This window comes from Amycolatopsis coloradensis (assembly GCF_001953865.1).
Taxonomy (GTDB): Bacteria; Actinomycetota; Actinomycetes; order Mycobacteriales; family Pseudonocardiaceae; genus Amycolatopsis; species Amycolatopsis coloradensis.
Genome location: NZ_MQUQ01000021.1, coordinates 191,534 through 208,937 on the forward strand (window position 1 = coordinate 191,534; position 17,404 = coordinate 208,937).

At 71.2% G+C, this 17,404-nt stretch carries 11 protein-coding genes; 5 read left to right on the forward strand and 6 right to left on the reverse strand.

Annotated elements, in window-relative coordinates; translation table 11 throughout:
* Window positions 1–5 precede the first annotated feature (5 nt).
* The 6 genes from BS329_RS35310 to BS329_RS35335 are packed head-to-tail and all read right to left on the reverse strand — an operon-like array spanning window position 6 to window position 11,360.
* Window positions 6–743 carry an aspartyl/asparaginyl beta-hydroxylase domain-containing protein gene (locus BS329_RS35310; protein ID WP_076167097.1) on the reverse strand — a complete coding sequence of 246 codons (738 nt, stop codon included), beginning with the start codon at window positions 741–743 and terminating at the stop codon, window positions 6–8.
* Between the two features lie 10 nt (window positions 744–753).
* Window positions 754–6,873, reverse strand: a complete 6,120-nt coding sequence (locus BS329_RS35315) for a non-ribosomal peptide synthetase (RefSeq protein WP_076167099.1) — start codon at window positions 6,871–6,873, stop codon at window positions 754–756.
* A complete protein-coding gene (locus tag BS329_RS35320) occupies window positions 6,870–8,507 on the reverse strand; it encodes a non-ribosomal peptide synthetase (RefSeq protein ID WP_076167100.1) in 1,638 nt (545 codons plus the stop codon). Before BS329_RS35320 ends, BS329_RS35315 begins: the two co-directional genes overlap by 4 nt.
* Window positions 8,504–9,193: an aspartate/glutamate racemase family protein gene (locus BS329_RS35325; protein ID WP_076167102.1), complete on the reverse strand. Its 690-nt coding sequence runs from the start codon at window positions 9,191–9,193 to the stop codon at window positions 8,504–8,506. Before BS329_RS35325 ends, BS329_RS35320 begins: the two co-directional genes overlap by 4 nt.
* Window positions 9,190–11,046, reverse strand: coding sequence for an asparagine synthase (glutamine-hydrolyzing) (gene asnB, locus BS329_RS35330; protein ID WP_076167103.1), 1,857 nt, complete (start codon window positions 11,044–11,046; stop codon window positions 9,190–9,192). Before asnB ends, BS329_RS35325 begins: the two co-directional genes overlap by 4 nt.
* The gene (locus BS329_RS35335) at window positions 11,034–11,360 is read right to left on the reverse strand and encodes a hypothetical protein (RefSeq protein WP_076167105.1); all 327 of its coding nucleotides are present in this window, start codon (window positions 11,358–11,360) and stop codon (window positions 11,034–11,036) included. The genes asnB and BS329_RS35335 overlap by 13 nt, the downstream gene beginning before the upstream one ends.
* Window positions 11,361–11,566: 206 nt before the next feature.
* Between BS329_RS35335 and BS329_RS35340 the strand changes: the two genes are divergently transcribed.
* The 5 genes from BS329_RS35340 to BS329_RS35360 all read left to right on the forward strand — a co-directional run bounded on the left by BS329_RS35340 (window position 11,567) and on the right by BS329_RS35360 (window position 17,263).
* Window positions 11,567–12,370 carry a thioesterase II family protein gene (locus BS329_RS35340; protein ID WP_076167107.1) on the forward strand — a complete coding sequence of 268 codons (804 nt, stop codon included), beginning with the start codon at window positions 11,567–11,569 and terminating at the stop codon, window positions 12,368–12,370.
* Entirely contained in the window at window positions 12,367–14,355 is a 1,989-nt protein-coding gene (locus tag BS329_RS35345) for an AMP-binding protein (RefSeq protein ID WP_076167109.1), read from the forward strand. The genes BS329_RS35340 and BS329_RS35345 overlap by 4 nt, the downstream gene beginning before the upstream one ends.
* On the forward strand, window positions 14,342–14,815 hold the full coding sequence (locus BS329_RS35350) for a GNAT family N-acetyltransferase (RefSeq protein WP_076167111.1): 474 nt from the start codon (window positions 14,342–14,344) through the stop codon (window positions 14,813–14,815). The genes BS329_RS35345 and BS329_RS35350 overlap by 14 nt, the downstream gene beginning before the upstream one ends.
* A 20-nt stretch (window positions 14,816–14,835) precedes the next feature.
* A complete protein-coding gene (locus BS329_RS35355; RefSeq protein WP_076167113.1) occupies window positions 14,836–16,011 on the forward strand; it encodes a cytochrome P450 in 1,176 nt (391 codons plus the stop codon).
* A 364-nt stretch (window positions 16,012–16,375) separates the two neighbouring features.
* Window positions 16,376–17,263, forward strand: coding sequence for a phosphotransferase family protein (locus BS329_RS35360; RefSeq protein ID WP_244197419.1), 888 nt, complete (start codon window positions 16,376–16,378; stop codon window positions 17,261–17,263).
* Window positions 17,264–17,404: the final 141 nt, after the last annotated feature.

Consider the following 17,404-nt stretch of genomic DNA (forward strand, 5'->3'; position numbering starts at 1 on the left):
CCGGCTCAGGCAGCCATCAGGAAGCTTTGGAAGCGGGGTAGCAGGAACTCCAGAGCCCGCACCTCCGGCGGCGTCAGCTCGGGGTGCCACACGTCCCAGAGCAGCACCGCGCGCTGCTCGGTGCCCTTGTTCCAGGCCTCGTGCAGGAAGCTGTCGTCGAAGAGCAGGCACTCGCCCTCGGTCCAGGTGCGCTCGTCGTCCGCGACCTTGATCGAGCAGCCGGGCGGCACCACCAACGCGAGGTGGCAGGTGAGCAACAGGTTGATGCCGCCGGTGTGCGGGGTGATGTGCACGCCGGGGTTGAGAATCGTGAACATGCCGTCACGCGGGCCGTGCGGCGTGGCGGCGAGCACGTCCGAGGTGACCGGGCACCGGCGCACGGCCTCCTCGCGGCGCTCGCCGTTCTTGTACAGGGTGAACGTGTCCCAGCCCTGCCAGCCGAGCTCCTTGGTGTAGGCGTCCTCGTACGGCGCGAACGGCACATCCTCCTGGCGCAGCGCGAGGAACTCCGCGCGGACCTCGGGAAACGCCGACTCGACGTCACGCACCCAGGCGAGATCCGCCGTGTCGTGCCACGGCAGCGCGCTGATGCCGGGGAAGAACAGCCGGGTCGGCTCCTGCTCGTCGTGCAGGTACCGCGGCACACTCTCGCCGGTGAGGATGCGCAGGCACTCCTCGACGCGTTCCAGCCCGTCCGGGCCGAACCGCTCCACGAGCTCTTCCAGCACGGAGTTGATGTCCATTGCGGTCCCCCTAGTTTTTCCGTCGTGTGATGACCCGTGCCCGCAACGCCGCGCGGCGCCGGGAGCCCCGCTCGGCCACGGAGCCGCCACTGTCCTCTTCGGACAGTCGAGCGGCGAGGTCCGCGATCGTCGGATGGGCGAAGATGTCCACCAGCCGCACCTGTCGCTCCAGTACGGCGCTGAGTTCGATTTGCAACCGGGCCGCCAGCAGCGAGTGCCCGCCCGCCTCGAAGAAATTGGTGTGGCGGCCGACCTGCTCGACCCCGAGCAGCTTCCGCCACGCCGCGGCCACCGTCTGCTCGACACCGGGCCTGACGTCATCGGCGACCCGCGGCCGTGCGGGTTCCGGCAGCCGGGCCCGGTCCCGTTTGCCGGTGCGGGTGCGGGGGATCGCGTCGAGCAGCTCGACCGAGGACGGCACCGCGTATGTGGGGAGCCGCTCGGCCAGATACGTCCGCAGTTGTGCGGCCGTGGTCGCGTCACCGACCACCGCGTAACCCGCGAGCACGCGATCATGCGGCCCGCGCTCGTGCGCGGCGACGGCCGCTTCCCGCACCGAGGGGTGCCCTTCGAGTACGGCCTCGATCTCCTCCAGCTCGACCCGGTTGCCCCGGATCTTCAGCTGGGAGCCCAGCCTGCCGAGGAACTCGAGCTCACCGCCCGCCGTCCACCGGCCGAGATCACCGGTGCGGTAGAAGGTGCGCCCCGGTCGCCACGGGTCGGCCGGGTAGGCCAGCCGGGATTCCTCCGGCCGCCGGTGGTACTCCCCCGCGAGCAGGTCACCGCGCAGGTGGATCTCGCCCTTCACGCCGATCGGGCACGCGCGGCCCGCGCGGTCGAGCACGAGCGCCTCCCTGCCGGGGATCGGCGACCCGATGGGCACCGAGCCGGAGAACCGTTCGCCTTGCCGCAGCTCGCGATGCGTGGCCAGAATGCACTCGGTCGGCCCGTACAGGTTGTGCAGCCGCGGCCGATCGGCCCGCCCCGCCCAGTCGTGCGCCAGCTCGACCGGCAGCACCTCACCCGCGAGCAGTACGTGCCGCAGTCCCGGCAATCCGGCGTCCGGGCCGAGCGCGTCGGTGACTAGGCGGAAGAAACCCGGCACCGTCTGGATCTGGGTGATGCCCGACCCGGTCAGCCACCGCGTCATCGCCACCGGGTCCGCGCGCACCTCGTCGGGCGGCAGGTGCAGCTCGGCGCCCGCGCACAGCGCCGCGAACACCTCGGTGTAGGCGGCGTCGTAGGTGAACGGCGCCCACTGCGCGATCCGGCCATCCGGCCCGATGCCGAACCGTTCCCGCTGCCACGCGGCGAACTGGGCGAACGCCGCGTGCGCGAGCACGATGCCCTTCGGGCTGCCGCTGGAGCCCGAGGTGTAAACGAGGCACAGCGGATCGCCGCCCGAAGCGGCACTCACCGGTGGCGGCCGGTCGCCACGCAGCTCGGCGAGGTCAACCTGGGGCACCGCACCGAGTTCCGGCCTCTCGCCGTCGGTCAACAGGCACACCGGCCGCGCGTCGTCGAGCACACCGGTCAGCCGCAGCACCGGATCACGCGCATCGAGGCAGGCGAACGCGGCCCCGGTCTTGAGCACGCCCAGCAGCGCCGCGACCTGGCCGATGCCGGTCGGCAGGAGCACCGCCACGAACGTGCCCTTTCCGGCGCCGAGGGCCGCGAGGTCACCGGCGATCCGGTCGCTCCACGCGTCGAGTTCGCGGTAGCGCACGCTGTTGTCGGCGCCATGCCGGACCGCGACCGCGTCAGGGGTCGCGCCCGCCTGGCGCCGGAACAGCTCGTGCACCGGTACGCCGTGCCGTCCGGCCCACTCCCCCGGCACGAGCCGCGGCCGCGCGTCGTGCAGCTCCACCTCGTCCAGCGGTGTGCCTGCCGGGTGGGCCAGCAGCCGCGTCAGGTGCTCGACGAATCGTCCGGCGCTCTCCGCTCCGAACACGTCGGTCGCATGCTCGAGGTCGCCGCGCAACTCTCCGTCACCGTCGTACAGGGTCAGGCAGAGGTCGTACTTCGCGCGTCCGGAGGAGGTCGGCCGGAGCTCGGCGGTCGCACCGGGCAGCCGCAGCGCGCCGGACGGCGTGTTCTGGTAGACGAACATGGCCTGCGCCAAGGGAGGCCGCGCCGGATCGCGCGGTAGACCCAGCTCCCCGACGAGCACGTCGAACGGCACCCGCGGCCGCGCGAGGTCCGCGAGTACGGCCGGCGCGAGCCTGCCTGCCAGCTCCTCGAACGTCGGCCGCCCGGACAGGTCCACCCGCATCGGCACGGTCGAGGCGAAGCTGCCGATCGCGCCTTCCAGCTCGGGGCTGTCGCGGTTCGCCACCGGCACCGCGACCACCACGTCGTCGCTGTCGGCGTACCGGCCGAGCACCGCCGCGAACCCCGCGAGCAGCACCGTGAACGGCGTCGTGCGCAGGCGCGCCGCCAACGCGCGCACCGCCTGGTTCAGCGCACGCGGCAGCACCACCGGCAGCGTCGCGCCGTTCGCCGACCACACCGCGGGTCTGCCGTGATCCGCGGGCAGGTCGAGGATGCCGTCGTGGCCGCGCAGCCGTTCCGCCCACGCCTTCACCGCATCCGGGTCAGGCCGCCCGTCGGCCGCCTGACCGGGCGCGGGACCCGGCATCGCCCCACCTTTGATCCGGCGGATGTAGTGCGCACCGACCTCGTTCAGCGCCACGCCGACCGACCACCCGTCGGCCGCGATGTGGTGCGACGTCACCAGCAGCACCCATTCCCGCGCCGACAACCGCAGCAACGTCGCGCGCAGGAACGGCGGCTCGGTCAGGTCGAACGGCCTGCTCGCTTCGGCCCTCGCCAGCCGGTCGGCGACCGCATCGTCCACATCGGACAGATCCACCACGGGGAGCGCCCGCTCGACATGCGGGACCAGCCGCGGCACCGGTCCGGCAGCCGTCGGGTCACAGGCCAGCCGCAGCGCGTCGTGCCGCGCGACGACGTCGTCCAACGCTCCAGCGAGCACGCCGGGATCGACCACCCCGGTGAGCCGCACCGACGCGGCGAGGTTCCCGGTCCCCGGCGCGACCTGCTCCAGCAACCAGAACTGCCGCTGCTGGAAGGTGAGCGCCGACGCGTCGAGCACCGGCCGCGCGGCAGGCACCGCCCGCGGCGCGGCACGCACGTGCGCGGCCGCCGCGGCGATCGTCGGCGAAGCGTGGAACTCGGCGAGCCCCGGCGCCGTGCCGAACACCCGCCGCATTCGTGCGAGCAACCTGCCCGCCGAGAGCGAGTCACCACCGGCGGTGAGGAAGTCGTCCTCGACGCCGGGCTCGTCCCCGAGCACCTCCGCCCACAACGCCGCGATGGCACGTTCGGTGTCGTCGCGGGGCGCGACGCCGGCCGTCTTCCGCCCCATCTCACGGGCCAGGGCACGCAACCGGACACGATCGGCCTTACCGTTCGGGGTCAACGGCATAGCGGGCAGCACCACCAATGCCGACGGCACCATCACCTCGGGCAGCCTGGCCCGCAGCGCCCGCCGCAGCGCGTCCGGGTCGATCTCGCCGGGCCCGCTGACGAACCCGGCCAGGCGGGCGCCGTCCACCAGCACGACGGCCTGACCGACGGACGGGTCCGCGGTCAGCGCGGCCTCGATCTCGCCGAGCTCGACCCGGTGGCCGCGAATCTTGACCTGCTGGTCGGCCCGGCCGAGCAGGACGATCCGCCCGTCCGGCAGGTACCGCGCCAGGTCACCGGTCCGGTACCGCGCCTCGCCGGACCCGGCATCGATCTCGAACACCCGCGCGGTCGGCCCCGGACGGCCCCAGTACCCGTCCGTGACACCGGCGCCGCCGATGACGAGTTCACCGACAGCGCCGATGGGCGCCTGCCGGTTCGCGGCGTCGAGCACGTGGCACGTGGTGTTGGCCAGCGGTCTGCCGACCGTGATCACCTCGTCCGCCCGGACCCGGTCCATGGTGGACCAGATCGTGGTTTCGGTGGGACCGTAGAAGTTCCACAGTTCCCCGACGGCCGCGAGCAGCTCGTCCGCGGTGGCCCGGTCGAGCGCCTCGCCGCCGCTGAACGCGCGCAAGCCCGGCAGGCCGGTCCAGCCCGCGTCGAGCACCATCCGCCACGTCGACGGCGTGGCCTGGACGAGCGTCGCCCCGGCGGCGGCCATACCCGCCGCGAGTGCACGGCCGTCCCGCACGACCTCGTCGGGCGCGATCTCCACGCGGGCGCCCGCGAGCAACGGCGCGAACACCTCCAGCACGGAGATGTCGAACGCGAACGACGTCACCGCGTACAGCACGTCATCGGGACCGAGACCCGGATCGTTCACCACGGACTCGAGCAGGTTGGTCAGACACCGGTGCGGCACGGCGACGCCCTTGGGCTCACCGGTGGAACCGGACGTGTACATGAGGTAGGCGAGCTCGCCCTCCTCCGCTTGCCAAACCTCTGCCTGCCGGACCTTTGCCTGCCCGACCTTTGCCTGCCGGGCCAGCAGCGCGGCCACGTCGTCGACGACCAGCACGGCCCCGCTGTCGGCGACGAGGTACCGCGCACGTTCCGCGGGCAGCGCCGGGTCGACCGGCACATAAGCCGCGCCCGCACGCCAGATTCCCAGCAGCACGGCCACTGCCTCGGCGGAACGCCCGAGCGACACGGCGACCCGGTCACCGGTCCGCACACCGAGCCGCGCGGCGACGTCGTCTGCCAGCCGGTCGAGCTCGGCATAGGTGAGCGTCGCACCGCCGCATCCCACCGCCACCGCGTCACCCCGTGACACGGCAAGCGAACGCACCACCCCGGACACGGTCCGGGGCGGAAACACCCGCGCGGTGTCGTTGGCGGACGACAGCACCGCGTGCTCCGCCGGCTCGATCAGGTCGAGATCGGCGACGGCGGTGGACGGCGAACCTTCCAGCACGCGCCGCAACGCCCCGGCGAACCGCCGCACGGTTTCCTCGCGGAAGAGTCCGGTGCGGTACTCGAAGGTGAGCCGCAGGTCCCCGTCGCGACCGGGCCGGACGGACAACGACAGGTCGTACTTGGCGGTGCCGCTGTGCACCTCGACGCGGTCGGCCGCGACCCCGCGCAGCATCAGGTCCTGCGGAAGACCGGTGTGGTGGGCAAACATGAGCCGGACGACCGGGCGCGGCTCGATCGGTGCGGACCGATGGGCGACCGCGGCACTGAGCACCTGATGCACGCGGCCCAGCGCGGTGCCCAACGACGGGGCCCCGGACAGATCCACCCGGCATACGACGGTGTTGAGCAGCGGCCCGACCACGGTCGCCAGTTCGGCCCGGTCACGCAGCGCCACCGGCGTGTCCACCAACACGTCGGAGTGGCCGCCGAAACGGTGTGCCAGCAGGCACAACGCGGTCAGCAACACGCCGGACATCGTGCACCCGGCCGCGTCCGCGAGGCCGCGCACCAGCGACTCGGGCACGTCGGTGTGCAGTACCGCGCCCGCCACGCCGGTCGGCGAGACGAAGTCGCCGGGCAGCGAGACGACCGGCAGGTCACCGGCGAGCCGAGCGTTCCACCAGGACGGAGCCGACGCGGAAGACGCCTCCCAGTAAGCGAAGTCGCCGATACCGAGTGACGGCGCGGCCACCACGCCACCCGCGTAACGCTGCGCCACCCGGCTCAGGAAGACACCGAGCGACCACGCGTCGACCACGAGGTGCGACGCGGTCAGCAGCAAGACGTGCTTCTCCGCCGACACCCGCAGCAGGTGCACGCGCAGCAGCGGCGCACGGCCGAGATCGAACGGCACAGCGGCCAGCATCGGGAGCACCTGCTCCACCGCTGTCTCGGCCACCTCGACGACGTGCACGCGGACCGCGACGTCCTGCACGACCTGGGCGCTCTCGGTGATCGTCACACGAAGCGCCTGGTGCGCACCGGCTTCCTCGGACACCGCTGCCGCCAGCGCGACCACGTCGAGCGGGCCGGTGAGCCGGAACGCCGCGGACTCGGTGTGCAGCGCGGAGTTCCCGGCCAGCTGCTCAGCCAGCCACAACCCCCGCTGCGCCGACGACAACGGCGCCGTCGAACGGTCCGGCCCTGGCGGGATGCTTTCCACCGCCCGGTTTCCAGCCGTCCAGCGGGACAGCAGCTGACGCTTCGCGTCGGACAAGGTCATGACGCCGCCGCCCGGATCCGGTCGGCGAGCGCCGCCACGGTGGGCGCGGCGAGAAAATCGCGCAGCGACACGTCGACCCGGTGGTCGAGGCGCAGGCGGTCCAGCAGCCGGGCAGCCGCGAGCGAATCCCCGCCGAGCAGGGCGAATTCGTCGGTCCGGCCCACCGCGGGCAGGCCGAGCAGACCCGCCCACACCGCGGCGATCGCGTTCTCCAGCTCGTCACGCGGTGGTTCGCCCGCACCGGCGACGAGCACCACCGTATGCGCGGGCAGCCTCCTGCGGTCGACCTTGCCGCTGAGCGTGCGCGGGAGTTCCGCGAGCCGCACGAACACGCCGGGCACCATCGCGGCGGGCAGTTCGGCCGCCACGTGCGCCGCGAGGTCCCGGTCCGCGGCTTCGCCGACCACGTAGGCGCACAGCAGCCCGTCCGCCTCCACCGCGCATACATCGCGAACGCCGGAGTGCCTGCGCAGCACGGCTTCCACTGCGCCCAGCTCCACCCGGACCCCGTTGATCTTGACCTGGTGGTCGCGCCTGCCGAGCAACTCCAGCGCGCCGTCGGGTCGGATCCGGCCGACGTCCCCGGTGCGGTAGCGGTGCGGGTCGGCGGCGTCGAACCCGCCCTTGTCTCCACCGAGGTACCCGAGCAGCGGGAACGGCACGCCCAGCTCGACTTCGCCGAGCGAGCCCGCCGGCACCTCGCGCCCCAGAGGATCGAGCACGCGCGCCGTCACACCGGGCATCGGCAGTCCCACCGGCACGGTCGCGGTGTCGGCCGCACCGGTGCGGTGGAACAGCTTTGTCATGGTGGTCTCGGACGGGCCGTAAAGGTTGACGAGGCTCTTGCCGTCGCCGAACAACGACCGCCACCACGCGACGTCCGCGGCGCGCAGCGGTTCACCCGCGAGCAACACGACCCGCAACGCGGGCAGCCGCCCCACCGACAGGTCCGTCCGCAAAGTGCGGAACACCGTCGGCACGCAGTGCACGACCTCGACTCCGGCCTCCTCCAGCCAGTCGGCGAGCCGGGCCCCGGCGAGGACCTCGCCCGGCGGCGGCACGCACAGCACTCCGCCCGCGCACAACGGCACGAACACGTCCCGCAGGAACGCGTCGAAACCGGGTGAGGTGAGCTGGGAGACGGCGGTGCCCGCCCCGATCCCGAACTCGGTGATCTCCCAGCCGACGAAGTGGGCGACGGCCCGCAGCGAACCTCGGATCCCCTTGGCCCGGCCGGTGCTTCCCGAGGTGAAGTACACGTACCCGTTGTCCGCCGGCGACTCCGCCGCCGCGAGCGCCAGGAAGGCGTCGCCATCGCCGGGTTCGGCGCGCCCGGTCACGACAGTCGCCGTGCCCAGCTCCGTCAGCACTTCGCGCACGCGGGGCTCGGGCAGGCGGGCGTCGAGCGGGACGAACGTCCGGCCCGCCGCCTGACAGGCGAGCAGCGCGGCGACGACGTCGACCGGGTCGGCGCAGCGGATGACCACGGGCCCGGAACCGGTCAACCCGGCCAGCCTGCCCGCGGCGAGCGCCGCGAGCGCGTGATGCGACAGGACTTCCCCCGCGGCGCGCACGGCGGCACCACTCGGATTCGCCAGCGCTTGGTCGGCCCAGCGCCGCAGCACGGTGCTCACAGCACGCCCTCCCGGATCCGTTCGGCCACCACGGTCAGCGGGTCGAGTCCGGACAGGACGGTCGCCCGCCGCTCGACCTCCGCGGTCACCAGGTGAAGTTCGGTGCAGCCCGCGACGAACGCGTCGGCCCCGTACCTCGGCAGCGCCGCGCGCAGGAACTCGATCGCCTCGTCGACCCCGCGGTTCTGCTTGAGCAGATAGATGAGCTCGTGCACGCGTTTCTGGTCCGTCTCGTCCGGCAGCACGACGTGGCAGGCGATGTCCGGCCACCGCTCGTGCCCGGTGAAGAGCTCGGTGAGCAACGCGCCCTTGGTGCACACCAGCAGGTGGCGCGTGCGGCGGTGGGCGAGTTCGTCGCAGATGACGTCGATCAGCGACACGCACCGCCGCGCGAGGTGCGCGGGCAGCCGGTCGAGCAGGTGATGCGCGGTCACGCAGGCAATCACGATCCGTTCGGCCCCGGCCTCGACCAGCGCGCAGATCGAGCCGGTGAGCGCGGCCAGCACGGGCTCGACCGCACCCCGCTCGATCGCCTCGGTCCGGTCCACCACCGCGGGGTCCGACCACAGGAGCACCCGCGGCGCCGCCTGTTCACGGCGCGGCGGGTCCTGCCGGTAGATCGTGCGCAGCAGCTCGGCGGACGCGAGCGGGCCCATGCCCCCGACGATGCCGGTCAGCGCTGTCATCCCAGGCACGGCAGATCAAACTCCTCGATGAGCAGGGCGAAGGTGGCCACGACGAGCAGATGGTCGACGTCGAGGTGCGGGTGCGGGTCAGTTCCCGCGCGCTGCCGGTCGGCGAGCGCGGTGACCACTTCGGGATTGAAGTAGCCCTGCTTGCGCACGGTCGCCGGGGAGATCAGGTCCCCGAACCACTCGGCGCCCAGCAGATGCGAGCTGGTATGGCCGCGGAACCCGAACTTGGGCCGGGCGAGGATGCCCGGCGGCACGAGTCCCGCCGCCGCCCGGCGCAGCACCGCCTTCTCCTCGTTGTCGCGCAGCATGAGCTCGGCGGGGATGCCGCGGGCGTGGTCGATGACGTCCCTGGCGAGGAACGGGTACCGCGCCTCGACGGCGCTCGCCAGCGCCATCCGGTCCCCGTGGTCGCCGAGGAGGTGGTCGGCCAGGCGCAGGTGGAAGTCCAGATACGACCGCTGGTGCAACGGATGCCTGCCGACGAGCTTGTCCGCGTCGACCAGGCGGTGCTCGGTCACCGCGAACTCGGCCAGCCCGGCCGCGAGGTCCTCCTGGTACAGCTCACGGCGGAAGTCCAGCGCGGGCAGCTGGTCCTGCTCGTAGGCGAGGTCCGCACCCCACATCCGGTCGCGGATCTCGCGCTCGAAGTGCTCGTCGAGTGCCGAGCCACGCCGGGCCAGCGCCGCGGCGCTGTCGAAGCGGTACCCCGGATAGCCGCCGAACAGCTCGTCCGCGCCCTCGCCCGAGAGCACGACGACGGTGCCCTCGCTGCGGGCTCGCCTCGCGAGCAGCAGGGAACACACGTTGTAGGACTCGCGCACGGGAGTCTCGGCGTGCCGCACCATCGCGCGCAGCCACGTGCCGACGTCGTCGCCGGAGACGTCGACCTCGTGGTGGCGCGTGCCCAGTTCCCGTGCGGCGAGCCGTTGGTAGCCGCGTTCGTCCAGGTGGCCGTCGGCGAAGGACACCGAGTAGCTCGGCCAGGCGCGGTCCGGCTCCGCCTCGCGCATCAGCGCGCCGATCAGCGTCGAGTCGAGGCCGCCACTGAGGTAGACGCCGACCGGCACGTCGGCCATCAGCCGTTCCCGAACCGCGCGGGACAGCCGCTCCCGCACCTCCTCGGCGTGGTCCTCCACGCGAGTGGTGACGGGTGCCTCGCCGTCGGGCGGGTAGTCCAGGTCCCAGTACCGCTCCAGCCGGATACCGCCAGGGCCCGCGATCAGCCGTTCACCGGGGCGCAGGCTGTGCACGCCCGCGAACATCGTGGTGGGGCTGACGAGTCCGGGCAGGGTGAGCACCTGGTCGAGTCCGCGCAGGTCGACCGCCCTCGGCACGTCGGGGTGCGCGAGGATCGCCTTGATCTCCGAGCCGAACACGAGCCGGCCCGCGACGACCGCGTAGAACAGCGGGATGACGCCCGCGTGATCACGCGCGAGCACCAGAGTCCGCTTCCGCGTGTCGTACAACGCGAACGCGAACTGACCGTCCAGGTGGTTCGTCAGCTCGGCCCCGTACTCGTGATAAAGGGGAATCAGAACCTCGGTGTCGCATTCCGACCGGAATACGTGACCCAATGCCCGTAGCCTTTTCCGGAGAGCACGATGGTTGTATACCTCCCCGTTGCACACGGAGACCACCGCACCGTCCGGCGAACGGTACGGCTGATGTCCGTTCGCGAGGTCCACAATCCCCAGGCGACGGAAGCCGATGGCCACGCCGTCGGCGACGAACTCCCCTTCCGAGTCCGGACCCCGGTGTGCCAGCGCGCTCGTCATCCGGCGCAGCACGGCACGATCGGCGGCCGGTCCCCCATCCAGTCGAACGACACCGGTCAACCCGCACACGGGTTCATGACCTTCACCCCGAACTGATCGTCAGTGGCCGACGGCTCACCGGAAACAGCTGTACAGACAGCCGAACGCACGTGCGCGGACTCGGTTGCCCAGTCCGGCTCGGCGAACGCGAGCCGGTCACGGCAGAACCGCGCCCATCCCGGCGAACGACCGTCGAACAGCACGGGCGCGTCCGCGAACGGAAGCTCCCGCACGCTCAGATCGGCGCACAGGAACACCACGTCGTCGTCCCCCGCGGCGAGCGCGGGCAACTCTTCGAACGCCCTCAACTCGCCGAGTCGATAGGCGCGTAAATAGGTCAACATAGAGCCCCCATGTTTACCTAATTCATCTTTGGAATTTGGACGCACATCAGCCATGCCCCAGTCAATGCGGCCACCGTACCACAAAGCCCAGAGCAGGCAACCGAGTTCGAAAGACCGGTTCTGCGGTTCGCTGGACAGCGCTATCTGACGATGCTAACTTCGCGACGAGTAACAACTGTTATGTCCGCGAAATCGATGGGGCGAAATTGAACGGACAGACTCCGGAGCATTCTCCGCATGAGCGCTGGACGCCTTGGCAGCCGCGCGCGAACGGACGAAAACTCCGGCTTTACTGCCTGCCCCACGCGGGCGGGAGCGCGTCCGCCTATCTGGGCTGGATGCGGTCACCGCTGGCGGACACCGTGGAGATCTGCCCGGTGGAACTGCCCGGCCACGGGACGCGGATACGCGAGCGGCTGGTCACCGACCTTCCCGCCCTGGTCGCCCGGTTGCGCGCCGGGCTCTTCGCCGACGAGCCGCCGGGCGGCGAGCAGCCCCCGTTCGCGGTGTTCGGCCACAGCATGGGCGCGTCGATCGCCTACGAACTGGTCCGGCAGCTGATCACCGACGGCGGGCCGCGGCCGGTCCGGCTGATCGTCTCGGGTGCCCGGCCACCCGGCAGCCCGATCGACCGGGTGCTGCACACCCTGACCGACGAGCGACTGCTCGGCTGGCTGGCCGACCTGGAGGGCACCCCGCGCGAGGCGCTCGCCCATCCCGAGCTGATGCGGCTGACGCTCGACCGCCTGCGCGGCGACCTCGCTCTGACCGAGATGTGGCGGCCACCGCCGTCCGCGGTGGACTGTCCGGTCACCGCGCTCGGCGGCGTCGGCGACCCCATCGCCGGACCCGAGTGGATCAGCCGGTGGTCCGCCGCGGCCGCCGGGGGCTTCGGCAGCCACCTCTTCCCCGGCAAGCACTTCTACCTGCACGAAGCGCCCGACGAGGTGCTCGCCCAGATCATCGGCGTCCTGTCGGACGTGACCGACACCTCCGGAGCGACCCCGTGAGCGGCACGTTCACCGACGTCCTGCGCGGGCACGCCGACCATCGCGGCGACCAGGACGCGCTGGTGTTCCTCGCCGACGACGCGGAGACCGCCCGGCTGACCTACGCCCAGCTCGACCGGCACGCGCGGCACACCGCGGCGCTGCTGCGAGAGCACGTGCGCGTGGGTGACACCGCGCTGTTGCTGTGCCCGCCGGGCCCGGAGTTCGTGCTCGGCTACCTCGGTTGCCTCTACGCCGGGATCATCGCGGTCCCCGCCTACCTCCCCGACCCCGGCAGGCTCGCCAGGGGCGTCGAACGGCTGCGCGCGGTGGTGGCCGACAGCGCGGCGGGCGTCGTGCTGAGCACCGAGTCCGTCGCACCGTTCCGCGCCGGCCTCGGCGAGGTGGCACCCGATCTGCTGGCTCGCCCCTGGCTCACCCTGAACCCGTTGTCAGGCAACGAGCCTGACGTAGGCCGGTCACCGGTACACGGGTCGGCCGACGACCTCGCGATGATCCAGTACACCTCGGGATCGACCGCGACCCCGAAGGGTGTGGTGCTCACCCACGCGAACCTGATCGCCAACTCCCACGTCATCAGCGAACTGAGCCGTCCGGTGCCCGGCGAGTCGGTCATGGTCTCCTGGCTGCCGCCGTTTCACGACATGGGCCTGATCGCCGGTATCCTGCAGCCCCTGTTCGCCGGATACCTCGGCGTGCTCATGTCCCCCCTGGAGTTCATGACGCACCCGGTCCGCTGGCTGGAGGCGATCAGCCGCTACCGCGGCACGTTCAGCGGCGGTCCCAACTTCTCCTACGACCTGTGCGTGCGCCGCGCCGCCGCGGTCGATCTGTCCACTGTGGACCTGAGCAGCTGGCGAACTGCCTTCGTCGGTGCCGAACCGGTCCGGATCTCCACCATGGGCAATTTCGCGCGGGCTTTCGCGGCCAACGGCTTCCGGGCCACCTCGCTGCTGCCGTGCTACGGCATGGCCGAGACCACGCTGCTGGTCTCCGGCGGCCCCGGCGAGGCCGCGCCGTTCACCGGGCCCCAGGATCTGGTGGCGTGCGGCGAGATCCGGCCGGGCTTCACCGCACGCGTCGTCGACCCGGAAACCCGGCGGCCGCGCCCCGACGGTGAGACCGGCGAACTCTGGGTGCGCGGCCCCAGCGTCGCGGCCGGCTACTGGCGACTGCCCGCGGCGACCGAGGAGACCTTCCACGCCACCCTCGACGGCGACCCTGGCACCCACTACCTCCGCACCGGCGACCTGGCCCTGCTGCACGACGGCCAGCTCTATCTGGCCGCCCGGCTCAAGGATCTGCTCATCCTGCGCGGCCGGAACCTGCATCCGCAGGACATCGAGCACACCGTCGAGCAGGCCCATCCGGCACTGCGCAAGGGTGGTTCGGCCGCGTTCTCGATCGACGGCGAGCACACCGAGCAACTGGTGGTGGTCGCCGAAGTCGACCAGGACAAGTGTGCGGTGTCCAGCGACGCCGTCGACGCCGTGCGCCGCGCCGTCGCCGTCCAGCACGACGTGGCGCCGGGCCTCGTCGTGCTCATCGCACCGCGCACGCTTCCCAAGACCTCGAGCGGCAAGGTCCGGCGGTCCGGTTGCCGCGCCGAACTCCTGGCCGACGAGCTCACCGTCGTCGCGCGCTGGCCGTCCGAAGCGGACAAAGCCGTTCGCGCCGAGGCGACGGAGTCGGTCGAGTCGGTGCTGCTGTCCGTATGCGCGGAGCTGCTGGCGACCGAGCACGTGCCGAACGACCGCCCGCTGGCGGAGCTCGGCTTCGACTCGCTCGCCACCACCCAGCTGCTCGGCCGGGCCGCGGACACGTTCGGCGTGCGGGTCGAGCTCACCGCGACCACGGGGCAGTGCACGATCGCGGACCTGGCCGCCGACATCACCGAGCTGCTCCTCGCCGAACTCGGCGAGCTCAGCGACGACCAGACCCAGGCGCTACTCGAGGACCAAGGAGCACCACATGGGCATCGCTGACGTCACGACCCGCCCCGCCACACCAAAGGACGCCGAGGCTGTCACCGAGGTCTTCCTGACGTCGAGGCAAACCACGATGCCGTACCTGCCGCGCGTGCACAGCGACGACGAGACCCGGTGGTGGGTCACGAACATCATGCTGCCGGAAAGCACCGTGTGGGTGGCGGCCGCGGATGCGCGGATCGTGGGTTTCTGCGCGCTCAACGGCACCGAGCTGGAGCACCTGTACCTGCGTCCCGAGTGGCTGCGTCAGGGCATCGGCACCACACTGCTCAAGCTCGCGACCGAGCAGAGCCCGCGGCTCCTCGAACTGAAGGTGTTCCAGCGCAATGAGAACGCCCGCGCCTTCTACGAACGACACGGTTTCGTCGCCATCGACAGCAACGACGGCAGCCGCAACGAAGAAAACGAACCGGACATGACCTACCGCTGGGCTCCGCTTGTCGAATTCGGGGCCTAAACTTTTTCGGGAGCCGCACAATGGCACTGCGAGCACGCGCCGGCCGGGGCGATCCCGACCCGTTCGGAAACTACGCGTTCCTGCGCGCGCACGAACCCGTGTGCCCGATCGTCACCGCCGCCGAGGAAGCCACCACGTGGCTCGTCACCCGGCACGACGACGTCCGGACATGCCTCGCCGACCCCCGCCTGAGCAACGACCGTCGCCACTCCTCGGCCCCGCCGCCACCCACCGACGGCACCGGCCTGGCTCCGGGCATGTCCGATCTGGACCTGCCCGACCACGCCCGCCTGCGCAGGCTCGTCACGGGTTTCTTCAGCCCCGGCACCGTGAATCAGGCGCGCGCCCGCATCGAGCGCCTATGCCACGACACGATCGACTCGTTCGCCCACGCGGGCGAAGCCGACCTCGTCGAGGCCTACACCCGCCCGGTCCCGGTCGCCGTCATCCACCAGTTCCTCGGCATCCCGCCTGCCGAACGAGCAGCGCCGAACCGCATTTTCGAACTCAGCTACCAGGCCGGTTTCGTCTCGCCGCCGAACGAGCGGATGTTCGCCGAACTGCTCGACTACGTGCGCCATCTGCTCGCGTACAAACGCGCGCACCCCGGCGACGACGTGACCACGGCGTTGCTCTCGGCACTGGACCGCGGCGAACTGCACAGCGAGAACGAGCTGTGGAGCGTGCTGGTGGCCCTCATCGGCGCCGGCCACGTCTCCACCGTGCAGTTCCTCGGCACGTCGATAATCCGCCTGACCCAGCACCGGGACCGGTGGGCGAACGCCCCCTGGCGTGACGTGCTCAACGAACTGCTTCGCCGCGACCCACCCGTGCACGCCGCGGAGTACCGCTACGCCCTCGAAGACCTCACTATCGCCGGTACCGCCATCGCGAAGGGCGACCGGCTCCTCATCTCGCTGGCTTCCGCGAACCACGACAACGACAGGTTCGCCGACGCCTCCGACTTCCGCCCGGACCGCGACGCCCGCTCACACCTGTCGTTCGGTCACGGTGTGCACCTGTGCCTCGGCAGTCACCTGGCGCGGCTGGAGGGCGAGGTGGCGCTGAAGGTGCTCTTCGACCGGCTGCCGGACCTCGAGCTCACCACCCCGGTCGCGGACGTCGTATGGGGCTACGGCCCGATGCTGCGCGGCCCGAAGGCACTGCCCGCGACGTTCGGCCCGGCTCAAGGCTGAACGCCGGGGACCATGAGCGGCCCGGCCATCGGACAGGGCCGCGTGACACAGCGCTTCATCCCTCGCACGCAAACGGCACAGCTCCTCCTTGTGGAGGACTCGCCGAAGACGGCGGGTCCGGTTAACCCTCGGGAGCACCCACCACCCGTTCGCCCAGCACATGCGGTTCGAACCGGCGGAAATCGTAGCCAACCGCTTCCCATGCCATCTCACTTGTCTCAAGGCGCCACTCACGCCCAGTGGCACGCTCCCGCAACCGGCATGCCTGGGTCGACCGGCTCGTCACACACCCAGCATCGCCAACCGTCGCGCTCGGCCACATCATGCCTCCGAGCGCACATTCGGCTGGTCCACCGGCGTGCCGATGATCGAGCGCATGCGAGGATCCACGCCTGTGGAGGCAGGGATCGTTTCACGTGCGATGGCTGCGGCGGCGGCGCTGGCCAGAGAGCTGCATCTGGGGGTCGATGACGCCGTCGTGCTTCATAATTCGAACAGGCTCGCCCTACATCTGTTGCCGTGTGGCGTCCTCGCCCGAGTAGCACCGGTGGGACAGGAGGTAGCCGCGCTTGAGGTCGAATTCGCTCTGCGACTCGGTGAAACCGCGAGCCCCGTCGCAGCGCTGGAGCCCGGGGTTGAGCCGCGGGTCTACGAGCGAGACGGCTTCGCCGTGACCTTGTGGACTTACTACGAGGTCGTGCGTCCTGAACTGGGCTTCCCAGGCGCATACGCGGGCGTGCTCCGACGTCTGCACGCCGGCATGCGCAGCGTCGAGATCGCAACCCCGCATTTCCTGGACCGAGCCGCAGAGGCTGAACGGCTGGTCATGCACCGAGACGAAACCCCGGCGCTCGCCGAGACCGACCGGCATCTCCTGCTCAGCACGCTGCAGAGCGCTCGTGACCAGATCCGCAGCCGCGGTGCTGCCGAGCAGCTGCTGCACGGCGAACCGCATCCAGGCAACCTTCTCAGCACCCGTGACGGCCTGCTGTTCATCGACTTCGAAACCTGCTGCCGCGGACCCATCGAGTTCGATGTGGCCCACGTACCGGAGGAAGTCAGCACGCGTTACCCGGGCATCGACCAGGTTCTGCTCGCGGAGTGTCGGCGGCTCGTGCTCGCGATGGTCGCCGCCTGGCGTTGGGACATCCGCGATGAATTCCCGGATGGGCATCAGCACGGCCGAGACATCCTGTCCTTGCTCCGCCAGGGGCCGCCGTGGCCCGCACTCGGCGCTCTCACCGCCGAGTAGCGAACGCACTCTCATGCCGCAGGGCGGTCGACAGACGACTGGGGCACGCTCATGCCGATGTGCGCGAGTCGGCTCGGTCAGATAACTGTGTGCCGTAACGCATACCGGCTACCCGCCCCGGCGTACCAACCTGCCTATGTA

Excerpts from the sequence above, each read along its gene's own strand:
- BS329_RS35310 (WP_076167097.1), bottom strand. The coding sequence starts at position 743 with ATGGACATCAACTCCGTGCTGGAAGAGCTCGTGGAGCGGTTCGGCCCG.
- BS329_RS35350 (WP_076167111.1), top strand. The coding sequence starts at position 14,342 with ATGGGCATCGCTGACGTCACGACCCGCCCCGCCACACCAAAGGACGCC.
- BS329_RS35315 (WP_076167099.1), bottom strand. The coding sequence starts at position 6,873 with ATGACCTTGTCCGACGCGAAGCGTCAGCTGCTGTCCCGCTGGACGGCT.
- BS329_RS35325 (WP_076167102.1), bottom strand. The coding sequence starts at position 9,193 with ATGACAGCGCTGACCGGCATCGTCGGGGGCATGGGCCCGCTCGCGTCC.
- BS329_RS35335 (WP_076167105.1), bottom strand. The coding sequence starts at position 11,360 with ATGTTGACCTATTTACGCGCCTATCGACTCGGCGAGTTGAGGGCGTTC.
- BS329_RS35355 (WP_076167113.1), top strand. The coding sequence starts at position 14,836 with ATGGCACTGCGAGCACGCGCCGGCCGGGGCGATCCCGACCCGTTCGGA.
- BS329_RS35360 (WP_244197419.1), top strand. The coding sequence starts at position 16,376 with ATGATCGAGCGCATGCGAGGATCCACGCCTGTGGAGGCAGGGATCGTT.